28 protein-coding genes are annotated in these 26385 nt (G+C 59.7%); 19 read left to right on the forward strand and 9 right to left on the reverse strand.

Going from position 1 to position 26385, the window contains the following annotated elements:
• Nucleotides 1–4: 4 nt before the first annotated feature.
• Genes AB1286_RS12190 through AB1286_RS12200 form a run of 3 tightly spaced genes read left to right on the forward strand, consistent with a single transcriptional unit; the run spans nucleotide 5 to nucleotide 2705 of the window.
• Nucleotides 5–268, forward strand: coding sequence for an acyl carrier protein (locus tag AB1286_RS12190; protein WP_430363527.1), 264 nt, complete (start codon nucleotides 5–7; stop codon nucleotides 266–268).
• 9 nt (nucleotides 269–277) lie between these two features.
• A complete protein-coding gene (locus AB1286_RS12195; protein WP_430363528.1) occupies nucleotides 278–1777 on the forward strand; it encodes an AMP-binding protein in 1500 nt (499 codons plus the stop codon).
• 34 nt (nucleotides 1778–1811) lie between these two features.
• The gene (locus AB1286_RS12200; protein WP_430363529.1) at nucleotides 1812–2705 is read left to right on the forward strand and encodes a hypothetical protein; all 894 of its coding nucleotides are present in this window, start codon (nucleotides 1812–1814) and stop codon (nucleotides 2703–2705) included.
• Between the two features lie 39 nt (nucleotides 2706–2744).
• Here the strand turns inward: AB1286_RS12200 and AB1286_RS12205 are convergent, their stop codons facing one another.
• From AB1286_RS12205 to AB1286_RS12215, 3 genes are all read right to left on the reverse strand, one after another.
• On the reverse strand, nucleotides 2745–3125 hold the full coding sequence (locus tag AB1286_RS12205) for a type II toxin-antitoxin system VapC family toxin (protein WP_430363530.1): 381 nt from the start codon (nucleotides 3123–3125) through the stop codon (nucleotides 2745–2747).
• Nucleotides 3122–3328, reverse strand: a complete 207-nt coding sequence (locus tag AB1286_RS12210) for a type II toxin-antitoxin system VapB family antitoxin (RefSeq protein WP_430365048.1) — start codon at nucleotides 3326–3328, stop codon at nucleotides 3122–3124. Before AB1286_RS12210 ends, AB1286_RS12205 begins: the two co-directional genes overlap by 4 nt.
• 62 nt (nucleotides 3329–3390) lie before the next feature.
• Nucleotides 3391–4050: a TetR/AcrR family transcriptional regulator gene (locus AB1286_RS12215; protein WP_430363531.1), complete on the reverse strand. Its 660-nt coding sequence runs from the start codon at nucleotides 4048–4050 to the stop codon at nucleotides 3391–3393.
• Nucleotides 4051–4241: 191 nt separating this feature from the next.
• On the opposite strand from AB1286_RS12215, the gene AB1286_RS12220 reads away from it, so the two are divergent.
• The 4 genes from AB1286_RS12220 to motB all read left to right on the forward strand — a co-directional run bounded on the left by AB1286_RS12220 (nucleotide 4242) and on the right by motB (nucleotide 8848).
• Nucleotides 4242–4820: a hydrolase gene (locus tag AB1286_RS12220; protein ID WP_430363532.1), complete on the forward strand. Its 579-nt coding sequence runs from the start codon at nucleotides 4242–4244 to the stop codon at nucleotides 4818–4820.
• A 487-nt stretch (nucleotides 4821–5307) separates the two neighbouring features.
• Nucleotides 5308–6603: a chitinase gene (locus AB1286_RS12225; RefSeq protein ID WP_430365049.1), complete on the forward strand. Its 1296-nt coding sequence runs from the start codon at nucleotides 5308–5310 to the stop codon at nucleotides 6601–6603.
• Between the two features lie 334 nt (nucleotides 6604–6937).
• Complete coding sequence (gene motA / locus AB1286_RS12230) at nucleotides 6938–7816, forward strand: flagellar motor stator protein MotA (RefSeq protein ID WP_430363533.1); 879 nt, start codon at nucleotides 6938–6940, stop codon at nucleotides 7814–7816.
• Between the two features lie 18 nt (nucleotides 7817–7834).
• A complete protein-coding gene (gene motB / locus AB1286_RS12235) occupies nucleotides 7835–8848 on the forward strand; it encodes a flagellar motor protein MotB (protein WP_430363534.1) in 1014 nt (337 codons plus the stop codon).
• Between the two features lie 113 nt (nucleotides 8849–8961).
• Here motB and AB1286_RS12240 read toward each other — a convergent pair whose 3' ends face one another.
• Nucleotides 8962–10785, reverse strand: a complete 1824-nt coding sequence (locus AB1286_RS12240) for a tetratricopeptide repeat protein (protein ID WP_430363535.1) — start codon at nucleotides 10783–10785, stop codon at nucleotides 8962–8964.
• 329 nt (nucleotides 10786–11114) lie between these two features.
• On the opposite strand from AB1286_RS12240, the gene gspG reads away from it, so the two are divergent.
• The 11 genes from gspG to AB1286_RS12295 all read left to right on the forward strand — a co-directional run bounded on the left by gspG (nucleotide 11115) and on the right by AB1286_RS12295 (nucleotide 21007).
• Nucleotides 11115–11615 (forward strand): type II secretion system major pseudopilin GspG, encoded by a 501-nt coding sequence (gspG, locus tag AB1286_RS12245; protein WP_430363536.1) that lies wholly within the window; start codon nucleotides 11115–11117, stop codon nucleotides 11613–11615.
• Between the two features lie 57 nt (nucleotides 11616–11672).
• Nucleotides 11673–12860, forward strand: a complete 1188-nt coding sequence (locus tag AB1286_RS12250; protein ID WP_430363537.1) for a type II secretion system F family protein — start codon at nucleotides 11673–11675, stop codon at nucleotides 12858–12860.
• A gap of 182 nt (nucleotides 12861–13042) precedes the next feature.
• On the forward strand, nucleotides 13043–14545 hold the full coding sequence (locus AB1286_RS12255; protein ID WP_430365050.1) for a GspE/PulE family protein: 1503 nt from the start codon (nucleotides 13043–13045) through the stop codon (nucleotides 14543–14545).
• The gene (locus AB1286_RS12260) at nucleotides 14538–15401 is read left to right on the forward strand and encodes a hypothetical protein (RefSeq protein WP_430363538.1); all 864 of its coding nucleotides are present in this window, start codon (nucleotides 14538–14540) and stop codon (nucleotides 15399–15401) included. Before AB1286_RS12255 ends, AB1286_RS12260 begins: the two co-directional genes overlap by 8 nt.
• Nucleotides 15398–15949: a PilN domain-containing protein gene (locus AB1286_RS12265; RefSeq protein ID WP_430363539.1), complete on the forward strand. Its 552-nt coding sequence runs from the start codon at nucleotides 15398–15400 to the stop codon at nucleotides 15947–15949. The genes AB1286_RS12260 and AB1286_RS12265 overlap by 4 nt, the downstream gene beginning before the upstream one ends.
• A 104-nt stretch (nucleotides 15950–16053) precedes the next feature.
• A complete protein-coding gene (locus tag AB1286_RS12270) occupies nucleotides 16054–16545 on the forward strand; it encodes a GspMb/PilO family protein (RefSeq protein WP_430363540.1) in 492 nt (163 codons plus the stop codon).
• Nucleotides 16542–17060, forward strand: a complete 519-nt coding sequence (locus AB1286_RS12275; RefSeq protein WP_430363541.1) for a hypothetical protein — start codon at nucleotides 16542–16544, stop codon at nucleotides 17058–17060. The genes AB1286_RS12270 and AB1286_RS12275 overlap by 4 nt, the downstream gene beginning before the upstream one ends.
• 170 nt (nucleotides 17061–17230) lie before the next feature.
• The gene (locus AB1286_RS12280) at nucleotides 17231–19579 is read left to right on the forward strand and encodes a secretin N-terminal domain-containing protein (RefSeq protein ID WP_430363542.1); all 2349 of its coding nucleotides are present in this window, start codon (nucleotides 17231–17233) and stop codon (nucleotides 19577–19579) included.
• Between the two features lie 2 nt (nucleotides 19580–19581).
• Nucleotides 19582–20091, forward strand: coding sequence for a type II secretion system protein (locus AB1286_RS12285; protein ID WP_430363543.1), 510 nt, complete (start codon nucleotides 19582–19584; stop codon nucleotides 20089–20091).
• Nucleotides 20085–20483, forward strand: a complete 399-nt coding sequence (locus AB1286_RS12290) for a type II secretion system protein (protein WP_430363544.1) — start codon at nucleotides 20085–20087, stop codon at nucleotides 20481–20483. Before AB1286_RS12285 ends, AB1286_RS12290 begins: the two co-directional genes overlap by 7 nt.
• A gap of 62 nt (nucleotides 20484–20545) precedes the next feature.
• Nucleotides 20546–21007 (forward strand): type II secretion system protein, encoded by a 462-nt coding sequence (locus AB1286_RS12295; protein ID WP_430363545.1) that lies wholly within the window; start codon nucleotides 20546–20548, stop codon nucleotides 21005–21007.
• A gap of 158 nt (nucleotides 21008–21165) precedes the next feature.
• Here the strand turns inward: AB1286_RS12295 and AB1286_RS12300 are convergent, their stop codons facing one another.
• From AB1286_RS12300 to AB1286_RS12310, 3 genes are all read right to left on the reverse strand, one after another.
• Entirely contained in the window at nucleotides 21166–21645 is a 480-nt protein-coding gene (locus AB1286_RS12300) for a hypothetical protein (protein WP_430363546.1), read from the reverse strand.
• Nucleotides 21646–22422: 777 nt separating this feature from the next.
• Nucleotides 22423–22851: a hypothetical protein gene (locus AB1286_RS12305; RefSeq protein WP_430363547.1), complete on the reverse strand. Its 429-nt coding sequence runs from the start codon at nucleotides 22849–22851 to the stop codon at nucleotides 22423–22425.
• 178 nt (nucleotides 22852–23029) lie between these two features.
• Nucleotides 23030–23458 (reverse strand): hypothetical protein, encoded by a 429-nt coding sequence (locus AB1286_RS12310; RefSeq protein WP_430363548.1) that lies wholly within the window; start codon nucleotides 23456–23458, stop codon nucleotides 23030–23032.
• A 405-nt stretch (nucleotides 23459–23863) separates the two neighbouring features.
• Here AB1286_RS12310 and AB1286_RS12315 point away from each other — a divergent pair, with 405 nt between their 5' ends.
• The gene (locus AB1286_RS12315) at nucleotides 23864–24646 is read left to right on the forward strand and encodes an FkbM family methyltransferase (RefSeq protein ID WP_430363549.1); all 783 of its coding nucleotides are present in this window, start codon (nucleotides 23864–23866) and stop codon (nucleotides 24644–24646) included.
• Nucleotides 24647–24697: 51 nt separating this feature from the next.
• Here the strand turns inward: AB1286_RS12315 and AB1286_RS12320 are convergent, their stop codons facing one another.
• Both AB1286_RS12320 and AB1286_RS12325 read right to left on the reverse strand, forming a co-directional pair.
• The gene (locus tag AB1286_RS12320; protein ID WP_430363550.1) at nucleotides 24698–25414 is read right to left on the reverse strand and encodes a phytanoyl-CoA dioxygenase family protein; all 717 of its coding nucleotides are present in this window, start codon (nucleotides 25412–25414) and stop codon (nucleotides 24698–24700) included.
• 15 nt (nucleotides 25415–25429) lie between these two features.
• Nucleotides 25430–26377 (reverse strand): hypothetical protein, encoded by a 948-nt coding sequence (locus AB1286_RS12325; RefSeq protein WP_430363551.1) that lies wholly within the window; start codon nucleotides 26375–26377, stop codon nucleotides 25430–25432.
• Between the last annotated feature and the right edge of the window lie 8 nt (nucleotides 26378–26385).

The raw sequence follows: 26385 nt of genomic DNA on the forward strand, positions 1-26385 counted from the left end.
CTCGATGACGTCAACCCAAACCCCGGCGGCGCCGGCCGCTTCCCTGGAGCAAGTCCGGGCGCTCGTGGAATCGGTCGTGATGCGCCGGCTCGAGGCGGATACCCCGTTGATCGAATCGGGTCTCGTGGATTCGGTCCTTGCGGTCGAGATCGCTCTGCGCGTCGAGACGATGTTCGGCGTGCAGGTGCCGCCGACCGAGATCGGCGAACATCTGGCGAGCGTGACGGCGTTGGCCGCCTATATCGCCGACAACACCCCGACTCGATAGGCGGCCAAGATGCGTTTCGATTTAGTCGAGAGCCGTTTCGTCGATACGGATGTGCGTCCCGACGCGCCGGCTGTCATCGCCGCGGACGCCGAGCTGAGTTGGCGCGAGTTGGCCCGCGCGGCGGCCGCTTGGTGCATCGCTGCGCGTGCCGAGGGCTTCGATCGCGATACGCCCGTGATCGTGCGTGGGCATAAGGAAGCCGAGTTTTTCGTGGCGATGACCGGTGCGCTGCTGCTCGGTGCGCCGTTCGTGCCCGTCGATACGGTCTATCCCGACGAACGTATGCGGCGCATCGCTCGGACGCTGGGCGCCTCGACTTATTTCGATGCGCGCCGCGCGCGTTTCGAGCGCTTCGACGCGGATGGCGAGTCGACGGGGGACGGTGCCCGCGCGTCGACGCTGCGCGAGAAGGATCTCGCCTATGTGCAATTCACCTCGGGGACGACGGGCGATCCGAAGGGCGTGCAGATCGGGCGTGAGAGCGTCGCCTCGTTGGCGGAGTGGATGCGCGAGGACTTCGCCCTCGGCGACGCGCCGGTCTTTCTCAATCAAGCGCCGTTCAGTTTCGATCTGTCGATGTACGAGGTGTTCGGCACGCTCGCGCTCGGCGGCACGATCGTGATGATGTCGCGCGCCGCCTGCATGCCGGGTACCGCCTTTGTCGAAGCGCTGGCGAACGCGCGCGTAAGCACGTGGGTGTCGACGCCGTCGTTCGTGCAGCAACAGTTGCTCGACCCGCGCATCGCTCAAGCGTCGTTGCCCGCGCTAACGACGTTCCTGTTTTGCGGCGAAATGTTGCCCGTGTCGCTCGCTCGTCGTTTGCGCGAGCGTTTTCCCGGTGCGCGGATCATCAACACCTACGGCCCGACCGAAGCCACGGTGGCGGCGACATGGATCGTCGTGGACGATGCGGTGCTTGCCGCTCATCCCGATCGCTTGCCGATCGGATACGCGCGGCGCGGCGGCGAGGTGTTCGTCGAACGAGACGAGCTTTGTATCGCGGGTCCGTATGTGATGCGAGGCTATGTGAATCGCGGCGATCTGAACGCGACGAAGATGTTCGAGCGCAACGGCGCGCGGGCATTTCGCACGGGCGATCTGGGCCATGCCGATGCCGGAGGCCTGCTCTTTTGCGATGGCCGCATGGACGACCAAGTCAAACTGAACGGCTATCGCATCGAGCTTGCCGAGATCGACGCCGCGCTCGCGGCGTTGCCGGGTGGCGCGTATGCGGCGGCGGTGCCGCTGCGGCGCGCGGACGGCACCGTTGCCCGCATCGTCGCATTCGTCGAAACGGGCGCCAACGACGAACGCGGTGCGCAACTGGCACTGCCGCCGGATTGGCGTGCGCGGCTTGCCGAGCGCTTGCCACCCTACATGATTCCGTCGGAGCTGATCGCCTGCCGGCTGCTGCCGTTGACGATCAATGCGAAGATCGACCGTGCGCGTCTCGCGGACGATTATCGCCTTGCGATGCTCGATTCGGTGGTGCCCGGCGATGGGCGATAGGTCGAGGGCACGGACGATCGGTGGCGGTGCCCCGATGGAGGCTGCCCGCCCGCTTGCGTGGCGGTGGCGGCGACGGACTGCGCTCGCAGTGTGGATGCTCGCGCTATCGAGCACGGGGCTCGCGATCGCCGCTCCGTTGCGCCTCGAGCCGCTCGCGCCGGCGCAGGCACTGGCGCAAGGCATCGTTTGGCAACCTGACGAGGATCATGCGAACCCGCGCGGCGACTGGGAGGCGCTTGGCGTTAGCGATTTGCTCGTGCAATGGACGGCCGTCGACGATGAAGCGCTCGTGCCGATGCAAGGCTTTGACGAGGCGGCGCGGCTGCCCGATTGGCAACGTATCGGCCAGGAGCCTTGGGCGCGCGACGTCATCGTCGGTTTAGCAGGGCGATTCGACGAAACGCAAGCGCGCACGCACCTGCCGCGTCTCGCGGCCCAATCGATCGCGCTGGCTGCGGCGCCTTGGCCGATGCACGTCGCCGGTTGGTATTTTCCGGTGGAAGTCGATCCGACTTGGAGCAATGCGCGCGCATTGGCGCCGGTGCTGGAGCGGTTGCCTAAACCGCTGTGGATTAGCGTCTACGACAACTCGAACATAGGCGGCGCGGCGCTCGCGGCGTGGTTGGATGAGTGGTTGCCGCGCGACGTCGGCGTGTTCTTTCAGGACGGCTGCGGCGATTACGTGCGCGAACCCGCGGTGGCGCGCGCTTATGCGGATGCGCTCGTTCAGCGCTTGGGCGCCGATCGGGTCCGCATCATTGCCGAGGCGTTTCGCGGTTTGCCGGGCGGCGGATATCGCGCCGCGAAGGCGGCGGAATTGACGCCGCAGTTGCAGGCCTATCGCGGGTATCGCGTTTATCTCTTCGACGGCCCGCATTACGTTTCGTCGAAGCTCGTGCGTCAGGTGGTGGAGCGGGCGGGGGAGTAGGGCGGGCGTTTGGCTGAAAATCTCGGGTAGATGGGGTGCTCAGTGAAATCTGGGGCTGCGCGCTACGCCAAAGCGTGCTGCCAAATCGGCCAGACGCTTGTCCAGGGTCCAGAGCTGCGCGCCAGGAGTGATCAATGTCGAAGCCAGTAGCGCCATATCCATTAACCCGCACCCAAGTCCGAATAGTTTTTCTCGTTCGATGAACTCTGCTACTTCACCCAAACTCGCCTGATTGGCTGGCTGCAAGAGCCCGATATCGCCAAGTATCTGCGCACGCGGGGCAGGGGGAGTCCCGCAGGCAAGCTCGACTACGACCATCGGATGAGTCAGTGCTAGGTCCAACGCGATCAAATCAACTAGCGCCTCGTTCCGGTCCCTAAAATGGCTTACCCAGACCGAGGTATCGATGAGAACGCTCATTGAGAAACGGGCCCTTCACGACGACGCGGCACGTCTCGAATCTCCGGCATCGTACCGCCCAGAGCCGCGAGTCGCTTGGCGGCTTGTACCCGCACGAACGTTTTCATCGCTTCACGGAAGATCTCCCCTTTGTCCATATTGGGGTCCGCCATTTCTAGCGCTTTCTCGTAAAGCGCGTCGTCTATGGTGACAGTGGTGCGCATGATGTGAGCCCCTGCATCTGATTTGATGTAAGTATGCATCTATTGACTCATCAAATCAATGCCTATCGTTTGCGTCGCGAAGCACCCGCACCCTTCAGCGTCTCGTCCAGATACAGCGTCATAACACGTTCGAGTTCGTCGATAGCCGCCGCGCGGTGCGAAAACGAGGCCTCGCTTTGGATCGCCACCGCCGCTTTCATGAGTTGTTGAACGACAGCGGCGCACACCTGCGCCTCCACGGCTTTCATACCCGGCGCTTTCGCACGCAGCACCGCGGCGATATCCGCGCGAAGCCGCTCTCTCACGCCCGCTGCCGCCGGTAACGACCGGCCCGGCGTCTCGACGAGCGGTGCGAATGCCGGATGCGCCGCGCGGAAGTCGACGAACGCACGCGCGAGCCGATGCGCCAATACCGCGATATCGAGCGCCGGCGCCGCCTCGCGCAGCCGGCCGAGGTCGTCGATCAGCGTCGTCAGATACGCTTCGAGCAACGCATCCGCCAGCACGTCTTTGGTCGGAAAGAACTGATAGAGCGAGCCGATCGACGCTCCCGCGCGCGCCGCGATCGCCGTCATCGTCGCTGCGTCGAATCCCTTCTCGGCAAACTCCGCCCCGGCCGCATCGAGCAGCGCCGCCACGCGTGCGCGGCCCCGCTCGCGGCGAGGCGCCTTCGCGTCCGCACGAATGTCGTCGTCCCCGCGACTTGCGTTTTGTGAGGTCATCCTCATATACTCCGTTTTGTGAGGGTATCCTCGTCTTTGAGGGGTGTCGCTCCCATTAGACCCGTTTTGCCGTCCATGCTCAATGGGCGGCCGACGGACATACCGCCCTGCGATCTCCAAGCGAGACGTATTCGGACCGCTTTCGACTCATCGCGTTCAACGTCGCATCAACCGGACTTCAAGCACCCATCATGGACATCATCGATCCACGTAGCACCGCGCTCGTTCTCATCGATTTGCAAGAAGGCATCTTGCCGTACGCGAAAGGGCCGCGCACGGCCGACGCCGTGTTGGACGCGAGCGTGCGGCTCGCCAAGCGCTTTCGCGAAGTGGGCGCGCCGGTCGTGCTCGTGCGCGTCGGGCCGAGCCCCGATTTCGGCGACGTTTTGCGGCAAAGCGTCGACCAGCCTACGGCCTTCCCGCCCGGTGGACTGCCCGACAATTGGTGGACCTTTCCCGCCGAACTCGAGGCGAGCGAGCGCGATATTCTGATCACGAAGCGGCAGTGGAACGCGTTTTACGGCACCGAACTCGATTTGCAATTGCGTCGGCGCGGCGTTCAAACGATCGTGCTCGGCGGCATTTCGACGAACATCGGTGTCGAGTCGACCGCGCGCGCCGCATTCGAGCACAACTATTCGATCGTTTTCGCGGAAGATGCCATGGGCTGCGCATCGACCGAACAGCACGAAGCGTCGATCCGCTTCATCTTCCCGCGCCTCGGACACGTTCGCCAAACCGACGACGTCCTTGCGGCAATCAAAGGGTAACGCGCGAGGTTGGGCTCGACGCATCGCGTCGCCGCAAAGGCGCGATGCGCCGATTCGGTTCAGATAGCGGGACGCCGGACACGCTGAGCCGGTATTGAGTGGTCTCTTCGTTTCGCATACCGGTCAGGCAATCGACTCACGCCGATATACGGCAGACTGCGATGTGGCGCGCTCATACTATTGGCGTTTCGCCTTTACCAGTAAGGCCTATCCGCAGCGATGCCGCAAATTGCCGGCCATCCCAAAGCGATTCGTTGCAGTCCTCCAATCGGCCGTTTAAGTCGCGTCTACCTACCAATTTTGGTGGGACCTATTTAGTACCAATATCGCTATAGATCTCCTACGATACGGAGCGATTCATCGCCGCCGGACTCGAGCGGAAGGATGCACGGCTCGCTTAACCGGCACCTTCAAACGTAACGAGGGCAGATCCATGAAGCGAACACTCACGAAGGTACTCGCGGTAACGGCTTTCTCGCTGGCCGCGATGACTTCGCACGCGAGCAACATCTACGCGCCGTACGTCGACATGACCGAATGGCCCACGCCGATCCTCGATAACATCGGCGTGCAGCAAGGGATCCAGCAGTTCACGCTCGCGTTTGTCGTGGCCGGCTCCGGCGGCTGCGTGCCCTCATGGGGCGGCGTGCAGGCCATTGGGCCCGGCAACACCTCAGACCTTTTGACCGCGATTTCCGGCGGCATCAATAACTATCGGGCGAAGGGCGGCGAGGTTGCCGTCTCGTTCGGCGGCGCGAACGGCACGCCGCTCATGCAAGCGTGCTCCGACGTGCCCTCGTTGCAAGCAGCCTTTCAAACCGTGGTGGACACCTACAGCCTGACGCATATCGACTTCGATATCGAAGGTTCGGCGCAAGACGATCTGGCCGCGCTCGCGCGCAACTTCCAAGCGGTCGCGCAAATGCAGACCGCGATGGCCGCGAAAGGCAAAACGTTGCACGTGACGCTTACGCTTCCGGTGCTCGCCTCGGGATTGACCGACGAAGGCTTGAACGTGCTCAACGCGGCCATCCAAAATCATGCGGCGTTCGATGTCGTCAACGTGATGACGATGGACTACGGCCCCTCGGGCGTAGAGATGGGGCAGGCTGCGATACAGGCGGCGCAATCGCTCTACTCGCAACTCGATACGGCTTTTAAGGGCGTCGGGCAGACGAAGACCAGCGCGCAACTCTGGCAAATGGTGGGCGTGACGCCGATGATCGGGGTGAACGATACCCAGGGTGAGACGTTTACGCTCGACGATGCGCAGACCGTGACCAATACCGCCGTCACGAACAATTACGGAATCCTCAGCAATTGGTCGGTCGGACGCGACCTGGCTTGCGCGACACCGGGCGGATCCGCTTCCTCGAGTTGTTCGGGCGTCGCGCAAACGCCTTACCAATTCGCTTCGATCTTCGAACGGTTCGCCGATCACTGGGGTGCGGGCGTGACGAAGGATCCCTCGTACGGCGGCGGATCGAGCGGAGGAACGGGCGGGTCGGGGCCTGCGCCCTGGTCTGCGTCGCAGGTCTACACCGCAGGCATGCAAGTGACGTATCAAGGGTCGACTTATCAAGCGCAGTGGTGGACGCAAGGCGACGTACCGGGGCAATCGTCGGTATGGAAGCTCGTATCGGGCGCGACGCCGAATTGGTCCGCTTCGGTGGCTTATTCGGGCGGAAGCTGCGTGATGTACCAAGGCGCAAAGTATTGCGCGCAGTGGTGGACCCAAGGGAACGTGCCGAGCGACGGCGGCGTGTGGGTGAAATCGAGCTGACGAAACGCGATACCGGAGCAAGCGGGCGAACTTGATGTAGATCAATAAACGTGCGCGATCGGCGGGGCGAGCCGGTCGCGTACATCGCGACCATGTGACCCTTTTCCTAAATTTTGTTGAGCGCCCTTTAGCTATTGTGTTTTCAAGCCGTTAGCCAGGCATGAACGAATACGAGGCCGCATCGCAGCCCTCGTCGCGATCGGTCCTTCAGCAGGGCTCTACCGAGCCGTCTTCCGCTACCCAACCCGATAGGACTACGAACTAACCGTTCGTCGCGACGTTGCACGCGGATGCCTGCGCATGGGCGGCCCAGTGCTTTGGATTGGAGAGATTCATGTTTGTCGCAATCGGTTGGCTCATGGTGTTGGGCGCTGTGATCGGAAGTTTCGTCGGCGAAGGCGGGCACTTGTTTGCCTTGCTTCAGCCGTTCGAGTTGCTGTGCATCTTTGGCGCGGCGTTCGGCGCGTTCGTTGTCGCCAATCCCGTCGCCACGCTGAAAAAGACGATCAAGAGCTTGCCCGCCTGCTTCAAGGGCCCGCGCTACGACAAGTCGAAGTACTTGGAGTTGATCGCGCTGCTCTACGAGCTGATGCAAAAGGCCCGTAAGGAAGGGATGATGGCGCTCGAAGCCGACGTCGACGCCCCCGAGCAAAGCCCGCTGTTTCAAAAGTATTCCGTGATCGCGGGCGATCATCATTTGCTCGACTTCATCACCGACTACCTGCGCATGATGTCGACGGGGAACATCAACGTCCTTGAAATGCAGGACCTGATGGACGAAGAGCTGACGACGCATCATGCCGAGGAATCGGTCGTCGCCAACGCGCTGCAAAAGATGGCCGACGGTTTGCCGGCATTCGGGATCGTCGCGGCCGTGATGGGCGTCGTGCATACGATGGCTTCGGTCGGTGCGCCGCCCGCGGTGCTCGGCGAGATGATCGCGGCGGCGCTCGTCGGCACGTTCCTCGGTATTTTGCTGTCGTACGGCTTCATCGGGCCGCTCGCCGATCTGCTGCATGCGAAGGGCCGCGCGGCCGCCAAGCCGTTCCAGTGCGTGAAGGCCGTTCTGCTCGCATCGTTGAGCGGCTATGCGCCGTCGGTGGCCGTCGAGTTCGGCCGCAAGGTCCTGTTCACGAGCGATCGCCCCACCTTCCAAGAACTCGACGACACCGTGCGCGCGACGAAGGTCTCGAAGCCGGCTGCCGCTTCCTAATCGAAGGACGAGGAAGCGATGGGCGATAGACTTTCCCGCGAGACCGCCGAAAAGCGGCCGATGAGCATCGTCGTGCGCCGCAAGCGCGGCGGCGACCATGAGGGCCATCACGGCGGCGCATGGAAGATTGCGTACGCCGACTTCGTCACGGCGATGATGGCGTTCTTCTTGCTCATGTGGCTGCTCGGATCCACCTCGAAGTACGACAAAGAGGGGATCGAGAAGTACTTCAATACGCCGCTGTCCGCGCTGTTTTCGGGTTCGGAGTCGAGTCCCGCGACGCCCTCGAGCATCGTGCAGGGCGGGGGCAAGAACATTGCGGATACGCGTCCCGGCGTGGGCGCGATGACGCAGCCCAATCCGCCCGTGCAGACGACGACACCGCAACTCGCTTCCGACGAAATGCAGCGCTTGCAGCAGTTGAAGCAGAAGCTGACGTCGTTGATCGAACACGTGCCCGCGCTCAATGCTTTCAAGGATCAGATCCGGATCTCGATCACGAGCGAGGGCTTGCGCATCGAAATCGTCGATTCGCAGAAGCGGCCGATGTTTGCATCCGGCAGTGCGCGGATGCAGCCGTATGCGGCGACGATCCTCACGCAGATCGGTTCGGCGCTGAACGATGTCGAGAACCACATTTCGATCGCGGGGCATACCGACAACGTGCCGTATCAGGGTAACGAGGACGGCTATACGAACTGGGAATTGTCATCCGACCGGGCCAACGCGGCACGCCGCGAACTCGTATCGGGCGGCATGCAGATCGAGAAGATTTTGCAGGTGCGCGGGCTGGCCGATGTCCAGCCGCTGCAAGGCAACGATCCCGATGCGCCGACGAACCGCCGCATCAGCATTCTGGTCATGAACCATGCGGCTGAGATGGCGTTCTACCGCGACGGCGGGCGCACGACGACGATCAGCGACGCAACGCCCACGGCGCCGGCGCTACAAAATGCCGTGAAGCCGATCGCGATGCCGGCCCCTGTGACGCCCATCGCGACACCGCCGGCGGGTACGGCGGCGGGCAAGTGATCTAGCGTTAGACGTTGTACGTTATACGAGGCACCGGTGCCGGACTATGTGGTCCTGCACCGGTGTTTTGCTATTGGCCGTTGCGGCGCCACCGCGTCGAAGCGGGGAGATGGCTAAGCGAAGTGCGCGAGGCAGGCTTGCAGCACCGCTTCGATGGGGGCCGACCAATTGCCGGCGCGCGGCTGCCGAAAGACCCGCATCGTTCCCGGGTACCACGGCGAATCGCCGCGTCCGAGCAGCCAGCGCCAGTCTGGGTCGTGATGCGGCAGCAGCACGTAGCACGGCTTGCCCAGCGAGGCGGCCAGATGCGCGGTCGACGTATCCACGCAGACGACGAGATCGAGTTGCGCGATCACCGCGGCCGTCTCGGCGAAGTCGTTTAACTCGTGCCCAAGTGCGAGCAGGGGCTGAAACGGTTGCGGGCGCTGCGCCTCGTCTTCGTCTTGCCCTTTTTGCAGGCTCACGAACGATGCCCCGGGAATGCTCCAGAGCGGCAGCAATTGCGCCAGCGAACTGAGCGATCGATGCGCATCGTTGTGATGGCGCGGATTGCCCTTCCAGACGAGGCCGATGCGCGGGCCCGGCGGCAACGTACTCGCGAGCCGTTCGCCCCAATAGGCGGGCCTTGTTGCGTCGATCGTAAGGTAGTTCGCGCTGGGAATCGTATCGAGCGTCGTGCCCAAATGCGTGGGGGCACTGAGCACGCTCGTCCAGCAATCGTAATCGCCGAACTTCATCTTTGCTTCGTCGTGCGTGAGCAAAGCATCGATGCCGTCCACACCCGCGAACAGACGATGCAGCGACGGAGCGCAAACCATTCCGACGTGCGCCGCACCAGAGGCTTTGAGGTGCGGCAGATAGCGGCCGAACTGGATCACATCGCCAAGTCCGTCCTCCTGCCATACGAGCAACGCGCGGCCTTCAAGCGATTCGCCGCCCCATTGTGCGAGCGGCAGCGACGCCTTCGTTCTATGGTGCAGAAAGCGCGGCAACATGTAGCGCGATTCGAATAAAGGCCACCCCTCCTCGAAGGCCCCGAGGCTCAGCAATAGCGTTCCGAGGCCGAATCGGGCATCGAAATAGTCGGGCTCGAGCGCGAGCGCTCGCCGGTAATGCGGCTCGGCCTCGTGCGTGAGATCGAGCGCACGCAGGGCGGTGGCGAGGTTGTAGTGGCTCGGGGCCACGTCCGGATTTAGCGAGAGTGCGTGCCGGTAGAGATCGGCGGCCTCTTGGGGGCGGCCCGTCTGATGCAGCACGTTGCCGAGATTGTTGTAGACGGCGACGGCGTCGGGACGCAGCTTCAGCGCGTCGCGGTAGGCGAGCTCCGCTTCGTCGAAACGGGCGGCCTTTTCCAATACGACGCCTAGTTCGAAATGCGCATCGGGATACTCCGGCCGCGATGCGATGGCCGTGCGTAGTGTCGCCTCCGCTTCGGGCAGACGGCCCAGATCGCGCAAGACGGACGCGAGATCGACGCGCGCTTCGATGTACTCGGGGCGAACGGCAACGGCAAGATGCGAGGCGAGCGCGGCTTCGGGGAGCCGCTCTTGAGCATGCAGCACGCGGCCCAGATTCGCGAGCGCGTCGGCGTCTTGCGGGTGCAGCGTCAGGGCTTGTTTGTAGGCGTGTTCGGCGTCGGCGTATCGACGCAGTTGCATCAGCAGGTCGCCGAGGCGCTTATGGACATCGGCTTGATCGGGACGCAACCCAAGCGACGCACGATAGGCGGACTCCGCGTCAAGTAATTGAGACCGAGCGTGCTGTACCAGTCCTAGGACGAAGTGAGCCTCGGCGTGGGTATGTGGGTCGCAGCCCGAAGTATCTTCGATGCGTTGTTTCGCAAGTCGCAGCGCATCGGTGAGTTTCCCGTCGGCGCATAGCGCGAGTATCGCCTGCGGCGTGATAGCGGAGGGAAGAGGTGTCGGTTTGGCGGACATCTGTGGTCTTCGCGGGCGGCAGGCGGATAGGCTCCCGGCGGTTCATTCGTGGGGGCTGGCCGGTCTCCAGCGCACGCCGTTGAGAAGGTTTGACCGACAGCTTACATTCAGCGGCCCGTTTGTAAAGGCGTGAATAGCGTGCGATGAGGGCGGTAGTTCATCGCTTTGTGGGGAGATGTCTGCGCGCAGCGATAGCTGCTCGCCTCAAAGTGAGGCCACGATGAAGCCGATTTGTTTTACCATTACGGCGCTTTGAGGCTCGATACCTCAATAGCCATCGAATAACATTCGATTTCAAAGACATAAGCGCCCGGGGTCACGGCTCGTCGATGTCTTCGGAAGATAAATTTAAAAGGGATCGGGGAATGCGTTTCGGTAAGCACGGCAGGCTGCGCGGCGTGTCGCGCATAGAGGGAACCTCGTGTTCCGGGCAGAGGGGATTCACCCTGCTTGAGTTGCTCGTCGTGCTGGTTATTATCGGCATGTTGGCCGCAATTGTCGGTCCACGTTACTTTTCGCAACTCGGGAAATCGCAAGTCACGATAGCGCGGGCACAGATCGATGTGCTGACCAAGGCGCTCGACAATTTTCGACTCGATGTTGGACGTTATCCGACGGTCCAAGAGGGACTTGCCGCGCTTGTAACCAAACCGGCCGGCGTTGATAAATGGGCCGGGCCTTATTTGAAAAAGGACGTCCCGCTCGACCCATGGGGGCATCCTTACGCGTATAAGGTTCCCGGCACGAAAGGGGACTATGCCGTGATTTCGTACGGTCGCGATGGGCAACCCGGAGGCGACGGAGAAGATGCCGACATTACAAGTGAGTGACGTGGCGGCATTAACGTCGAGGTGCCATCGAAGCTCGGTAATGGACTGCGCCACGGCATGCAATTCGAAGTAAGGGCGCTTTCAGCCGAGAATCGAATCGTTTCGATCCTGATCGATGCCTCGGATGAGGCTGACGCACGACGCCAAGTTGAAGCGCGTGGCTTACTTGCCACGCGCGTTGCGCCGCAGCGCAGTTTGCGACGGCCGGCCGCATCGCGCGGCCGCTTTTCGCTCGTACTTTTCAGTCAGGAGCTGCTTGCTTTGCTGACGGCCGGGCTTTCCCTTGTCGAAGGAATAGATGCATTGCTTGAACGCGAGCGTGGCGTCAGATTGCGCGCCATATTGGAGCGCCTGTTGACGGGGCTTAAAGAGGGCAAGCGCCTGTCTCATCTCCTTTCCGAGCAGCCAGACGTTTTCCCCCCGTTGTATGTCGGAATTGTGCGTGCTGCGGAGGGTACGAGCGATTTGCCACGTTCTCTCCAGCGCTACGTGGACTATCAATCGCGCGTAGATACGGTCCGTAACAAACTGACCAGTGCGGCGATCTATCCGAGTATCTTGCTTGTCGTAGGCGGTGGTGTGACTTCTTTTCTCATCGCTTACGTCGTTCCGCGCTTTGCGACTATCTATGAAGGCACCGGGAGATCGCTCCCGTGGATGTCTCAAGCACTCCTCGACTGGGGGAAGTTCGCCGCAGCGCACGGCATTGCGTTTTTTGCGGCAGCAATCTTCGGTCTGGGCGGTGGCGGTATGGTTCTGCGAGCCGCGATTTCCAAATTCGGGATCATTAGCCTGTTAGCCCGAATTCCGATGCTCGGTGCGCACTTGCGCATCTATCAGTTATCGCGTCTTTATCTGACGCTCGGCATGCTGCTTGAAGGCGGCATTCCGATTGTCACCGCAATGGCAACGGCTGCCGGCACCATTTCGCCAGAATTGAACGAGCGCCTTGCTCGTGCGCGTGCCGCAGTGCAGGCGGGCGGGACCCTGTCGAATGCATTTGATGCCGAAGGTCTTGCAACGCCTATTTCGTTGCGGATGCTGCGCGTAGGAGAGCGCTCTGGAGAGCTCGGCAATATGCTGACGCAATCGGCCGCTTTCTACGACGGCGAAATCAGTCGCTGGATCGACCGCTTTACCAGACTTTTTGAGCCGGTGTTGATGGCGGTGATTGGCCTCGTCGTTGGGGCGATCGTTGTACTCCTTTATCTACCGATTTTCGATCTTGCGGAAGCCTTGTCGTGAACATCCACGCGGCCGCGTCCTTGGTGCTTGACGCTTCGTTGCTCTCTCGTGCGCGTGCTGCCGCATCCGCATCGCACCGCGATCTGTTCTCTGAGTTGCAGGCGCTAACCGGAGGGGAGCCGCGCGAGCTTTTGCGGGCGCTGGCAGATGTGCTCGCGATGCGGATCATCGAAACGCCCGAGATGCTGAGGTTGGCGCCGGTGTTCGGTCGTGTTTCCCTTTCCCATGGTATGCAGCGACGGTGCGCTTTGCTGCGTGAGCCCGGCGGAACTTTGATTGGTGTCTCGACAGATCCATTCGATGTCGATCTGCACACTTGGCTAGTCACTCGGGCAAACGCAGCCGTCGACGTGCGGCTCGCGCTCCTACCGGACCTTCAGGCATATCACATCCGAATGGAGGAATCCACGCGCGCGGTCGATAACGTCGTTACATCCACTGATGAAGTGCGTGGGGATGGGCGTGCAGCGCAAGTGCTCTCCTTCGAGACAGTGAGCGAGGCGGCTAGCCCCGCGGTCAAGCTGGTAAATTCGACGCTCTACGACGCGCTCAAGGCGGGGGCCTCGGACATTCACCTCGAGTGCACGGCAAGCGGGCTCGCGTTGAAATATCGTGTGGACGGTGTGCTCGATTCGGCTGCAACGATCCAGGGCATCGAAATCGCGGAACAAGTGATATCTCGGCTGAAGGTGCTCGCAGAACTCGATATCGCCGAGCGCCGCGTGCCTCAAGATGGCAGCTTTCGAGTAACGGCTGGCGGGCGTGATATCGATTTGCGTGTCTCCATCATGCCGAGCATCCACGGCGAAGACGCGGTGATCCGGATTCTCGACAAGCGCGCGATGATCGAGGCACATGGAGCATTGACGCTGGAGGCGCTGGGCTATGACGCCGAGTCGTTAGTATCGCTGCGCCGTCTGGCGGAAGAGCCATATGGAATGCTACTCGTGACCGGCCCCACCGGCTCTGGCAAGACGACCACGCTCTATGCTGCCTTGACGGAAATTCATAATGGTCGGGACAAGATCATTACGATCGAGGACCCGGTGGAATATCAACTGCCTGGCATATTGCAGATCCCCGTCAATGAAAAAAAGGGACTTACGTTTGCACGCGGGCTTCGATCCATCTTGCGACACGATCCAGACAAGATCATGGTGGGCGAGATTCGAGATCGTGAAACGGCCGAGATCGCGGTTCAATCTGCATTGACCGGTCACCTGGTACTGACGACGGTACACGCAAACAACGTCTTCGACGTGTTCGGACGCTTCAATCATATGGGTATCGATCCGTATGCTTTCGTTTCGGCACTTAACGGCATATGGGCACAGCGCTTACTCCGTGTCAATTGCACTCATTGCGCGGCGCCCTATGTCCCTAGCGAGTTCGAACTCGAGCGACTTGGCCTCGCGCGAGGCGATGTTGTCGGCTTCAACTTTTTGCAGGGCGCCGGTTGCGGCGATTGCCGCGGCACGGGGTACCGAGGGCGGCGCGCGATCGCGGAAATCTTGATTCTGGACGATGAGATTCGCGACATGGTGGTGGAAAAGCAGCCAACTAGACGTATCAAGGAGATTGCGCGTCGGAACGGCACGCGCCAATTGCGCGAGGTGGCATTGACGATGGTCGAACGCGGCGAAACGACCTTGGCCGAGGTAAAGCGGGTGACTCTAAATGCTTGAACGGCTCTCGCGATTTATGAGGCGCAAGTACTACCAACTCGACGTCGAACAGCAACTGATCCGTTTGACGTGCGTAAGCGCTTCCGGCGATACATTTCCGCAAGCCGTAGAACACGCGTTGCCAGGGCCATTGGAGGTAGAGCCGGACGAACTCCAAGCGGCAACGTCAACGCTATTTGCCTCGCTCGGCGGCGGTCTGCGTGTTCAGGTGAGGTTGAACGACGATATTGTCCGTTACTTTATGGTGGTGCCGCCTGTGAACGGTATCCGTATGCAGGATTTAGAAGCATCCGCGGCAATGCGCTTCCAGATGCTCTACGGTGAATTGGTGTCGTCATGGAGGTTGATTGCAGATTGGCAGGTCAACCGACCGTTTCTCGCTTGTGCGGTCCCTCGAAGCTTGCTGGGTGCACTCAATGCAGCGGCAACAGCTCAGCGCACCAGCCTGATCTCCGTTATGCCGATTTTTGTTGACGCGTGGAATCATTTTTGCAAAAACCTCTCGCCGGACGCTTGGCCGGCAACGCTAAATGACCGTACGTTGACGTTGGGCGTGGTCGCCGGATCGGTGCGGCCAGGTCTCTCTGCCGTTCGCACGTTGAAACGTCGGGGCGATAGTTGGTCCGCAGCTTCTTTGCGCCAAGAGATTGTTCGCGCAGCTTTGATCGACGATGTGCCGCCGCCAGCCGTAGTGCATATTCAGAGCCGATCGAGTGAAGCGTTCGAGGCCGAGTTGACGCCAACCCAAGGGGTAATCGATCTGCGAGTGCATCGCGTTGATGTCGGTGCGCAGCAAAGTCGGAGCGACGGCGCGTCGACACATACTGAGTTCGCGCAAAACGGAGCGATGACGTGAGGCGTCTCAGTATCGACTTTGCGCCGTTCAGCGTGCGGCGAGAGTTATCTCGAGTGCATCCATTTGCGCTATCGCTGGCGGTGGCCGGGCTACTGTTTTGCCTGCTTGCGGGCGTTCGCATCCATAGGCTTCTGAGTCGTCTCGATTCACTTGACCGCGAAGCTGCGCATCTTGCGGCAAGAGCTATGCGAGTGAACCGGCGCACAGCTGCGGCCTCGGGTGAACCGATTGATCCGAAGCTGGGCAGTGCCGTTAACTCGGCTATAGCGCGATTGAACGTGCCTTGGTCGGATGTTCTCGATGCCCTGGAAGCTGCAACACCGCCCCAGGTATTCATATTGTCTGCAACGCCGGAGGCAATCGGTGAAAAGCTCAAGATCGAAGCGCAGAGCGGTAGCCCCGAACAAATAGTCAGCTATATCAGCGCTCTCGAGCAGCAGCCACGCTTTTCCAGCGTGTATTTGATGAAACACCAACGGGTTCGCGATGGCTCCGCAGACGTCATACGTTTCCAGATCCAGGCGCAATGGCGGGAGAGCGAACATTGAGGCTCGAATCTCTCGCGCGAATCGTGCTTCGAGCTCGTTTGCGTTCGCGACAAAGCAGCCGGGGTATCGTTTTAGTCTCGGCAATGTTGATCTTAAGCGCCGGTATGTGGTTCGCGATAGTGCCAGGTATCTCGGCACGCGCCGATCGTGAGACTTTGAGGGTGGCTCAAATCCGTTCTGCCCCACAGCGGCCCGGAGCGATCTCGCCTCAAGCTCTCGCCGCGGAGCGCTTGAGCGCCTTTTACTCGGCGCTAGGCAATGCCGGACACTCGGAGCGGATCGTAGCGCGTTTGTTCCAAGCTGCTTCCGATACAGGGGTGACGTTAGATAAAGGCGAGTACGCGCCGGGTCACGATCCCGTAGGCCGATTCGACACGTACTCGATCACACTTCCCGTAAAAGGTGGATATCCCAACATTCGGCGTTTCTGCGAAAGCGTTCTGCTGGCGATGCCCTATGCAGCGCTCGATGAGCTCCAGTTCAAACGCTCGTCCGCTAGCCAGCAGGACGTCAGCGCCAAGGTGCGATTCACGATGTTTATTCGGCCTGACGCGCAGGCGCCTGCGCGCTTAGCGGCTAGTGGGGCGAGGCAATGAAGCGCAGGCATATTGGACTTGCGCTGACCTTTGTCTCTAGCGCGCTGCTGCTCGTTCTCTCCACTAAGCAATCGAGGAATGAACTCGTCGAAGCGGTCCCTCGCCGTCAATCGGTTGCCGCGGCAGAGATAACGACCGGAGCACTTGTGTCGTCCGTCGGTATAGCCGCACTGCGTTCACGCAAGGAACTCTTCGATACTCGGGGCGGCGGTCATCACGATCTCTTCGGCACGCAAGTGGTGGAATTGCCTCTACCTTCCGTGGCCCCCCCGCAAGCGGAAGTACCGCCATTGCCGCCACCCATACCCCCGATGCCCTTCACCTATATCGGAAAGAAGGCGGCAGAGGGCGCTTGGGAGGTCTATCTCGCACGCGGAAACGAGACGCTTATTGTGCGCGCACAGACCGTTATCGACTCTACATACCGTGTCGTCTCTATCGAGCCGCCCACGTTATCGCTGCTCTATCTTCCCTTGAATGCCGTACAGACATTAAACATCGGCAGCGCCGACTAAAAAAGATGCAAACGATGGAAACGAATGTGCGTAACTCATCCGGCGTGCCGCGTAGACTACGATCGGCTTGTCGCTGCGCGGTCGACGGCGCACGATTCTCGTTGCTGTTGGTGCTCCCGGTACTGCTCGCTGGATGTGCGGCTCAGTTCGCGTATCGCGACGGCCGGAACTTGGTCGCTCAAGGCAAGATCGATGAAGGTCTTGCCAAATTGAGTGAAGCGGTCACGCGCGATCCGCAGGATGCTCGATATCGCCAAACGTGGCTCGCGGTGCGCGAAAGCACCGTCGCACGCTATGACGAGGAAGGGGATCGTTTCGCCGCCAACGGCGCTCCCGTCGACGCGCGCAAAAGCTATCAGCAAGCGCTCGTCGTCGACCCTCAGAACGAGCGTGCGCTGGAAGGCTTAGCTGGCCTCGAGAAGGCGGCACGTCGTGATGCGCTCATCGAGCGAGCGGAAGCCGCGGCGGCAAAGAACGATACCGCCGATGCGCGTCGTTTGCTTGACGAGGTACTGACGGAAGTGCCGGGGCAACCTCGTGCCTTGGCGTTGCAACGCAAGCTGAATGCAATCGATGGGGCTTCGAGCGTCGAGGCCGCACTTGCGCGCGCGTATCAAAAGCCAATCCAAATTGACTTTGGCGATGCCACATTGAGACAAGCATTCGAGGTCATTTCTCGAACTGCGGGACTCAACTTTATGTTCGACAAGGACGTGAGGACCGATCAACGCGTTTCCATTTTCCTTAGGAATAGTACGATTGAGGCGGCCGTGCGCTATCTGCTCGCGACGAACGAACTCGCTCAGCAAGTAGTGGATGAGAATACGGTGTTGATCTATCCGAACACAACCGCTAAACAGAAAGAGTACCAAGAGTTAGCGGTCAGGACGTTTTTTCTTTCGAATGCCGAGGCCAAGGCTGTCGCGAATACGTTGAAGACAATCCTCAACGTACGCGACATCGTCTTCGACGAAAAGCTCAACATGGTGGTTGTGCGCGATACCCCAGATGTGATTAGGATGGCCGAAAAGCTTGTCCAGCTCCAAGACGTCCCAGAACCGGAGGTGATGCTCGAGGTGGAGGTGTTGGAGGTGCAACGTGACAGTTTGCAGCATTTGGGTATCGCATGGCCGGGGGCTGTTACCGTTACTCCCCTACCCCTCGGCAGCGCGGTAGGGGCTGCGGGGGCTGGGTTCGGCAACTCGAGTTTGTCTTCCACGGCCGGTTCACCCGCTTTGTCGTTAAGCGATCTTCTGCATCAAACGTCGCGCTCGCTTGGTGTGTCGACGTTGCAAGCGACTGCGAATGCAAACGTTCAGGACTCAAATGCGAAGCTGCTTACCAATCCTCGCATTCGCGTGCGTAACCACGAGAAAGCAAAAATTCTGATTGGCGAGCGCGTGCCCAACATCACCTCTACGGCGACATCGACCGGGTTCGTTTCTCAGTCGATTAACTATCTCGATGTTGGCCTGACACTTGAGGTAGAGCCGACTATTCATCTGGACGATACCGTTGGCATCAAAGTTTCACTGGAGGTCAGTAGCCTACTCAACCAGATCACGGAATCGTCCGGTACCACTGCCTATGAGATCGGTACGCGCACGGCCAGTACGGTACTGCAATTGAAGAACGGCGAGACGGACGTACTCGCAGGTCTAATCGATAGCGAAGAAAGGACGTCGGGCAACAAGGTGCCAGGATTCGGCCAGGTGCCGGTCCTAGGACGTCTGTTCGGGGCGAGCACCGACGATGACAAGAATACTGAGATCGTCCTTGCGATTACGCCCCACCTCGTTCGTAACATTCGACGGCCGGATTCCGCGCTCGCATATTTTTCGTCGGGGACAGAAACGGGTATGCAAAGCCTGATTCGCTCTAACGGGCTTCAAGGGTCGGCTGCTATTGCTCCGAGTGTGCCTTTGTCGAATGTCGCTGCGCCGCCGCCGGTTCAAGTGCAGCCTGTATCGACTCCGGCCGTTGCTCCGCATTCGATGCCGGCGGCGCAGCCGAAGCGCGAAGCTGCCGAGAGCGAGTCCGAAAGGCTACCGGTTACGGAGGCGGCGACCCCTCGCGCAGCCAGCGCCCCTGCGAATGCGACCAATACTGCCGCGAAAATAACGATCGAGGGTCCTCAACAGGCTAAGGTCGGCGATACGGTCGCGCTGACGCTGACTGCCGAGGCGCATGAGCCAATTTCAAGCATGTCGACGATTCTTAGCTATGACGACGGCAAATTGCAGTTCATCGATGCGGGCGAAGGAGATTTTCTGCGGCACGGCGGAGCGCCGACGCGGTTTTCTAGTGGCGTCGCGCCGGGAGGCAAGGTGATATTGGCCGATTCGGTCACGGGAGGCGTCGGCTCGTCGTCCAGGGGCGCATTCGCATTGTTGCACTTCCGGGTACTCGCAAACGCACCGCAAACGACAGTCAACATGCAATCGGGCGAAGCAACGGGTATTGGCGGTCGACCCGTTACATTGGCGCCAAGTGCTTCATACAACGTCTTGGTGCATTAGCTATGCGCCGAGAAGACGCGAAGCGGACTTTCCGGGGCCGCGCTGGGGCGCGCGGCTTTACGTTGATTGAGCTATTGGTCACGCTGGCCATCCTAGGCGTCCTTGCGACGTTAGTCGTTCCGACCGCGCAGGTCATGAGACAACGAGAGCGCGAACAGGAACTGCGACAGGCATTGCATGAGATACGCCGTGCAATCGATGCCTATCGGGCCGCGAGCAAAGAAGGCCGTGTAGCGGTAAGTGCAGAAGCAAGCGGCTACCCTCCGAATCTCGACGTGCTCGTGCAGGGAGTACCGGATCAATCCGATCCGAAGCAGGGCAAGCTGTACTTTTTGCGACGAATCCCGCGTGATCCGATGAACGAGGACACTGAATTGAATAACGCCGCCACGTGGGGCAAGCGTAGCTACGCGAGCGAGCCGGATGATCCGCAAGAGGGCGATGACGTGTACGACGTCTATTCGATGTCCAAGGGAACAGGCTTGAACGGCGTTCCTTATCGTCAATGGTGATACAAGTGGAAAGGTATCGACGCGCGCAAACGGGTTTTACGTTGATCGAGCTGTTGATTGTGCTGTCGGTCATCGCGCTGATGTTGACGCTTGCACTGCCCGAGTACTTTCATTCGATAGATCGGTCGAAAGAAAAGGTGCTCGCGGAGAATTTGCATGTGACGCGAGATGCTATCGATAAATTCTACGGCGACACGGGTAGGTACCCCGAATCTTTGCAGGAACTCGTCGATAAGCACTATCTGAGGTCGCTTCCAGTGGATCCGGTCACCAATAGCGTCGAGAGTTGGCATATCGTGCCACCGGGCGACGAGGCGCAAGGCAACGTGTATGACGTAAAGAGCGGTGCGCAGGGCAAGAATAGCGAAGGAAAAGCATACGGAGACCTTTAGGCGTGCGAAGGGCAAAGCACATTCGATGCGATCGGCAGGCCGGGTTCGCATACCTAGCATTGATGATTTCCATTGCCATCATGGCGGTCGCGGCTGCTGGAGCCGCAGAACTTGGGGCGATTTACCAAAGGCGGATGGCAGAAAAGGAGCTTCTCTTTATCGGCGACGAATTTCAGCGTGCATTGGTTAGTTATGCACAGGCGACGCCCATTCTGCAAGCGACACAGCCACGTACACTTGATGACCTCTTGCGTGATCCTCGCTACCCGAACGTCGTTCGGCATTTGCGCAAAATCTATGTGGATCCGATGACCGGAAAGGCGGATTGGGTGCTCGTTATGGCACCCGATGGACAATCGATCGTGGGAATTCACAGTGCTTCGAAGGAGCATCCCATTCAGATCGCCCGATTTCCATTGCAATTCCAAGAATTCGACGGTAGACGAAGCTATGAGGAATGGGTCTTCGCACCGCCGCAACGGGGCGGCGCGGCGGGTCTTGCTTCACCTGGGATTTTAAAGTGAAAAGTCGTGCTCCGGGTAAGGTAGGGCGCTATCGTTTCGGTGTTTTGCAACTATGATGTCTTGAACTGAATTTAGTAACTTTTGCTCCGTCTTGGCCATTGGCGGAAACGGCCTTGCGTACCCCATGAAGCGCGGGGTACGTGGCGTATTAGGTGTTGTTAATTTGAGAAGTCGTAATTGCAATAAATCGACCCGCCTGTGCCACTCGTATATCCCCACAGTCCGTTACCGGCCGGAACGTAGACGGGGTGCGACAACGTTGCGACGGTAATCGGCGGCACCAGGACCGAAAACAGGATGATGGTTCCCGTAGCTAAGGGTGTTGGCTGAGTGGGGGAGGCGATTACGAGTGTGTTGGGCCCCCATGAGCTGCCCCATACAGTCTCGCTACAGCTTTGAACGATAATGCCGTGCGTATTGGAACTGGCAGGAACGATATTGACAACCGTGTTGACGGGCATGCCTCCCGGGGTCATGCCTTGGCTGTTGTAGCTGTTGTTACCCATCGGGTAGACTTGAGCGCTGGCCGGGACCGCGGTCAGCATGGCCGCAGCGGTGCTCAGTGCCGCCCCGAAGATCTTCAAATTGGTCTTCATATAAATGTCATTGGTTTTAGTTTCATTAAAATGCGAGTTCATTTTGATCGATGCTTGATGTTATTTCAATATTCCATGCTTTTTTTTGGTTGCGTGGCATGGGACTTTGGTATCAAGTGTTGTTGAACAAAATGAAAATGCATCATACACGATGCAACGCCTCGTTGCGTGTGTCCAAATGAATTGACCGAACATGCGAAGTCGACCGGATCGGAATAGTCGGTGGTCTAGATCTTTTGATGGGGCGACAGAGTCGGCGAGGCGACGACCACTGTGTTATATCCCCAACTAGTACCCCACGCGGTCCCGGCGCAAGTATGGACCATGGCACCTTGTGCGTTGTCGCGCGGTGCAAGATCATGCGCACTTCGGCGAGCGAGCAGGACGTCGAGGCCAAATTGCGTTTCACGATGTCTCTTCGACCTAATACGCCGGTACTCGCGCGCGCTGTTACAGGCTAGGCGAACCAATGAAGCGCTTTCATGTTGGGCAAGCGCGGGGCTTCGTCTCCAGCGCCTCTCGTCGCTATTGCTGCCCTGCGGCCGCGAAAGGAACTGTTCGGGCCGCCGAGCGGTGCAAATCACGACCTTTTCGGCGGGCGGGCAGCGGCGCCGCTACTGCCGTCGGCAGTCTGAGTTCATCCGCCGACCAAAACGAATTGTTCAGGGCCGACTGTGTAGGCATAGTTACAGAAAGCCGGATTGGTTTCTTGTCACGTTGCCCGATGAATGCCTCCTGGCAGAGCCGCCGCCGTTCACGGGCGCGCGGCGGCTGTCCAAAATGTCGCGAACGAATGTTCGCGACGGGGGCCGCCAACTGCTAGCTCATTAAGTCATAGTTGCAATAGATCGAGCCCTGGCCGCTTGTGTAGCCCCACAGCCCCATGCCAGCCGGGATGTAAACCGGATGGGGGAGGTGTGAAGACGAAATAGGCGGCACAAGAACCGAGAAAAGTACGATGTTCCCTGTCACGAACGGAGTCGGCTGAGTCGGCGAGGCAATGACGAGGGTGTTTAACCCCCAGCTGGAGCCCCAAATCGTTTCGGCGCAACTCTGGATAACCGCGCCGTGCGCATTGTCGCTCGCCGAAAAAATCTGAATAACAGTGTTCGTCGGCATCGAGTAGCTCGTGCTGTTATTGTAATAACGGCTACCGACGGGCGAAAGCTCGGCGCTGGCCGACGAGGAAATGAATGCGGCAGCGGTAATCAATGCCACCCCGAGAGCTTTCAACTTATCTTTGTTCATCATCGTCCTATTGAATTTTCGCAATGCGGCGGGCCGCAAAATTTCACTACAGCAGCGGCGTTCAGTCTTGGATGGTTTCGTGGAGTACTCAGCCTATTTTTCGGATGCCATAGCGTTGTAGTAACGAGCTATCCAGCACAGTCTGGCCACAAATTTTTCGTGTTTATAAAACTGGGTCTTAGCTCACGAAATCATAGTTGCAATAGATCGAACCTTGACCGCTGGTGTAGCCCCATAGCCCCTGACCGGCGGGGATGTAGACTGGCTGTGTTAGCTGTGACGACGAAATCGGCGGTACAAGAACCGAGAAGAGAACGATGTTTCCGGTCTTGAACGGCGTTGGCTGAGTTGCGGAAGCGATGACAAGGGTGTTTAAGCCCCAACTGGAACCGTAGATCGTCTCCGCGCAAGTCTGGACGATGGCGCCGTGCGCATTATCGCTCGCGGAGAAAATGGGCACGACTGTATTCGTTTGCATCGTGCCACTAGTCCCGTTGTTGTAGTAGTGGGTGCCCACCGGCGAAACTTGAGCGGTTGCCGATGTTGCAGTAACCGCGACTGCGGCGATCAATCCCAACCCTAGTGCTTTCAATTTATTGCTCTTCATCATGGTCCTATACGAAGGTAAATACGCATCCATGAATTGGATGATTTGTTTAGGGTCGGAGTCTAATTTATACCACTTCACTTAACAAGACAATTTATGTTGTGTCTAGCAAAGTCGCAATGCTTCTTCGGGCGCACCACGTTCGATTGAGGTGCTCTCAGTTGGGTCGTCCGGACGTTCTACCGCGCTCGGGGCAGCTTCAATCAAGGCTGGAATTTTCAAGCTTGGACCCGATGCGGCCTCGCAACCGTACAATTGACGCCCAATTTCGGGTCTATTCCGACAATCGTTCCGCCGCCGCTACCGCTACTCTCACAGCATCGGAAGACCGCGTACGCAGCGGGCACGATGCCTCGAAAGGTCCGAGGAACTTGCCCCTGCGTGCGCAACCCAGAAAGGCCGCCAATGAACACTTGGAAGTTTGTCCCTATCGAAACCTTGGTGAGCGACGACACGCTTGCTCGTGCACAGGCTTTCGATCTGGATAGTTACACCTACGAGAGTCGCGTTCGCGGCCTCTCGCTGCGCTGGCTTGCGCCCAGCAAGCGGCTCTTGTGGATGGCCGCAGGGTTGGATTACATCGAACCCGAGTTGCTCGACTGGATCGACCAACTGCCCAAAGGTGCCGCTTACTACGATTTCGGGGCCAGCAACGGAATATTCGCGCTATACGCGGCGAAGCGTGGCCTGAAGGTTACGGCGGTCGAGCCCGATCCTTCCAACTACTTTCTGCTGTCGTGGAATGCGTTCCTCAATCGAGCGGAGGACGTCGAGATCGCCGCGTTCAACGTCGCGGCGTCGGATCGCTTCGGAATCGACAAGCTATACATCCATAAAATGGAACTCGGCGCGCACGAGAAAATCGTCGGCTCGCCCACTGCCGTGTCAGGCGACCATTTCGCCCCACAGCACGTGCATCCGATCCAGCTCGTTCATTTCGATCGCTGGCGCGAACAAATGGGCCTACCCGCGCCGGAATACATCAAGATCGATGTCGACGGCCACGAAGTGCCGGTGCTCGCGGGTGCGCGCGAATCGCTGTCCCGCTGCAAGGAAGTCTTCATCGAGATCGAAGAAGCGAAGCTCGATGAACTTGCCGGCACGCTGCACGATGTCGGGCTCGAGCTAACGAGCCGGCACCCGGTGCAGAACTATGCCGGACTTTGGAACTGCATCTTCAGCCGATGAGATCGCTACATGGCGTGGCCGCGCATCCACCGGCCGCGCCACGCCACGCCGCTACTCGCACCCTTGCAAGTACACGCCGCGATCGACCGCCGTTCGATAGGCGCTGACGAAATTGCGGCGATTCCAGGTTTCACAGGCGAAGTCGTCGAAGCGGCAGGACAGCGAGAGCTTCCATCCGGGCTCGTCGGAAACCTTCGTTTTGTGAACGAGAAACGGCGACATCAATAGAATTTGGCCGGCCTGAACTTCGACGTCGAGCGCACCGGTCACCTCCTGATCGTCGAGGACGTAGCCGGAGTCGGTCTGCTTGCCGGGCCACAAACCGCGCGCCTGACTACCGGGCACGATCCGCAGTCCCGGGCCCGCGCGGCTGATATCGCCGATCGAGGTCCATGCGATCACGCCCCTCGTCGAGGTGCCCATGCTCGGCCAATCTTGGTGAAACGGAAGGCCGTAGTTGTTTCCGGTCAAATCGCTTGCCGTGTAGTGCGTGACGACGGGTCCGGTCTGCACGGGTTCGACGATGCTCACATGTGCGCGCAGCGCATCGACGAGTTCTTCCGAGCTGAAGAACCGCTTGACGTCGATGTCTTCGGCAAGCAACTTGACGATATGTCGATTGCGGACAGCGTCGGTCGTGAATTGGGCGAGAAAGCGTTGTTCGAAGCGTGCCTTGACAGCGCGCATGCGAGCCTGCAATGCCTCGGACGCCAGCACGACATAGCCGAGGCGCGCGAGATCGCCTTGGACGATGCTCATCGGTTGCATGTTCGATTCCTGAGCCTAGGCGTCGACGGCTTCGGCGTAGCCGAAACCGCTCGCGCCGAATCCGTTGCCGTTATAAAAGCAATATAGCCGGCCGCCGACTTCGGCAACCTCTGGGTATGCGACCATGAACGAGTCCCAACCGGTTTCCGATACGTCCAGTCCCGCGCGTTCGTCGAATCTCCGCCAAACAAGACCGTCGTCGGATTCCGCGTATCCCATGCGATAGCTGCCGGCACTGCTTTCGCGGTACCCGCTGTAGCTTCGACGGCAGTACCACATGCGATAAAGCTTGCCGTCGAAATGAACCGAGGCGCGCACGAGACCGCCTTCGGAATCGTCCGCATAGTCGATCGCGACGAGTCCTTTTCGCGTCCAGTGGATACCGTCGAGCGACTCGGCATACTTGAGGTGATAGCGCGGTTCCGGTTTGCCGTCCACCAGCATCCAGCCCGTGCACGACAGATACCAGTTGCGCCAAATGCCGTTCTCGATGCGCACGCAGGTCGTGCCGCAAAAGTACGGCTCTTCCGCCGTACGGTCCATCACGGGCCCCTCGAACAGCCGCCGGTAGGTGCGGCCGTCATCCTCGCTGATCGCGAGTCCCACCGAGTTGTGATACGGGATCGTATTGCGAACGTTCCAGCCGATGTAGTACAGATATCGGATGCCGTCGCGCTCGACGACGGACGACGGCATCATGCCGCAGTCGTCGAATGTCCCGAGCTTGCCGAGTTGCATAACCGGGTCGCGCTCGACGTTGACGACTCGACCAGGGTTGTCGATCGCGACCTGGAGCGATGCGATCGCGCTGCGGTTATGCTCGTCGCGACTGCTGAACAGCACTTGCAGCGTCCCGCCCTGCACACCCGCCACCGTGGGAATCTGAGCATGCGATTTCGCCCATGGCAGCCGGTCGTCCACGTTGTAGACGAGAGCGCGTTTTTGCCAGCGAATGTTTGCCATCTACGACC

It is taken from the genome of Trinickia sp. NRRL B-1857 (genome assembly GCF_050470685.1).
GTDB lineage: Bacteria > Pseudomonadota > Gammaproteobacteria > Burkholderiales > Burkholderiaceae > Trinickia.

Bases quoted from the DNA above. Each gene is read 5' to 3' on its own strand.
- AB1286_RS12190 (WP_430363527.1), top strand. From the start codon at position 5: ATGACGTCAACCCAAACCCCGGCGGCGCCGGCCGCTTCCCTGGAGCAA.
- AB1286_RS12195 (WP_430363528.1), top strand. From the start codon at position 278: ATGCGTTTCGATTTAGTCGAGAGCCGTTTCGTCGATACGGATGTGCGT.
- AB1286_RS12200 (WP_430363529.1), top strand. From the start codon at position 1,812: ATGGAGGCTGCCCGCCCGCTTGCGTGGCGGTGGCGGCGACGGACTGCG.
- AB1286_RS12205 (WP_430363530.1), bottom strand. From the start codon at position 3,125: ATGAGCGTTCTCATCGATACCTCGGTCTGGGTAAGCCATTTTAGGGAC.
- AB1286_RS12210 (WP_430365048.1), bottom strand. From the start codon at position 3,328: ATGCGCACCACTGTCACCATAGACGACGCGCTTTACGAGAAAGCGCTA.
- AB1286_RS12215 (WP_430363531.1), bottom strand. From the start codon at position 4,050: ATGACCTCACAAAACGCAAGTCGCGGGGACGACGACATTCGTGCGGAC.
- AB1286_RS12220 (WP_430363532.1), top strand. From the start codon at position 4,242: ATGGACATCATCGATCCACGTAGCACCGCGCTCGTTCTCATCGATTTG.
- AB1286_RS12225 (WP_430365049.1), top strand. From the start codon at position 5,308: ATGACTTCGCACGCGAGCAACATCTACGCGCCGTACGTCGACATGACC.
- motA (WP_430363533.1), top strand. From the start codon at position 6,938: ATGTTTGTCGCAATCGGTTGGCTCATGGTGTTGGGCGCTGTGATCGGA.
- motB (WP_430363534.1), top strand. From the start codon at position 7,835: ATGGGCGATAGACTTTCCCGCGAGACCGCCGAAAAGCGGCCGATGAGC.
- AB1286_RS12240 (WP_430363535.1), bottom strand. From the start codon at position 10,785: ATGTCCGCCAAACCGACACCTCTTCCCTCCGCTATCACGCCGCAGGCG.
- gspG (WP_430363536.1), top strand. From the start codon at position 11,115: ATGTCTTCGGAAGATAAATTTAAAAGGGATCGGGGAATGCGTTTCGGT.
- AB1286_RS12250 (WP_430363537.1), top strand. From the start codon at position 11,673: ATGCAATTCGAAGTAAGGGCGCTTTCAGCCGAGAATCGAATCGTTTCG.
- AB1286_RS12255 (WP_430365050.1), top strand. From the start codon at position 13,043: ATGCTGAGGTTGGCGCCGGTGTTCGGTCGTGTTTCCCTTTCCCATGGT.
- AB1286_RS12260 (WP_430363538.1), top strand. From the start codon at position 14,538: ATGCTTGAACGGCTCTCGCGATTTATGAGGCGCAAGTACTACCAACTC.
- AB1286_RS12270 (WP_430363540.1), top strand. From the start codon at position 16,054: ATGTGGTTCGCGATAGTGCCAGGTATCTCGGCACGCGCCGATCGTGAG.
- AB1286_RS12275 (WP_430363541.1), top strand. From the start codon at position 16,542: ATGAAGCGCAGGCATATTGGACTTGCGCTGACCTTTGTCTCTAGCGCG.
- AB1286_RS12285 (WP_430363543.1), top strand. From the start codon at position 19,582: ATGCGCCGAGAAGACGCGAAGCGGACTTTCCGGGGCCGCGCTGGGGCG.
- AB1286_RS12290 (WP_430363544.1), top strand. From the start codon at position 20,085: ATGGTGATACAAGTGGAAAGGTATCGACGCGCGCAAACGGGTTTTACG.
- AB1286_RS12295 (WP_430363545.1), top strand. From the start codon at position 20,546: ATGATTTCCATTGCCATCATGGCGGTCGCGGCTGCTGGAGCCGCAGAA.
- AB1286_RS12300 (WP_430363546.1), bottom strand. From the start codon at position 21,645: ATGAACTCGCATTTTAATGAAACTAAAACCAATGACATTTATATGAAG.
- AB1286_RS12305 (WP_430363547.1), bottom strand. From the start codon at position 22,851: ATGAACAAAGATAAGTTGAAAGCTCTCGGGGTGGCATTGATTACCGCT.
- AB1286_RS12310 (WP_430363548.1), bottom strand. From the start codon at position 23,458: ATGAAGAGCAATAAATTGAAAGCACTAGGGTTGGGATTGATCGCCGCA.
- AB1286_RS12315 (WP_430363549.1), top strand. From the start codon at position 23,864: ATGAACACTTGGAAGTTTGTCCCTATCGAAACCTTGGTGAGCGACGAC.
- AB1286_RS12320 (WP_430363550.1), bottom strand. From the start codon at position 25,414: ATGCAACCGATGAGCATCGTCCAAGGCGATCTCGCGCGCCTCGGCTAT.
- AB1286_RS12325 (WP_430363551.1), bottom strand. From the start codon at position 26,377: ATGGCAAACATTCGCTGGCAAAAACGCGCTCTCGTCTACAACGTGGAC.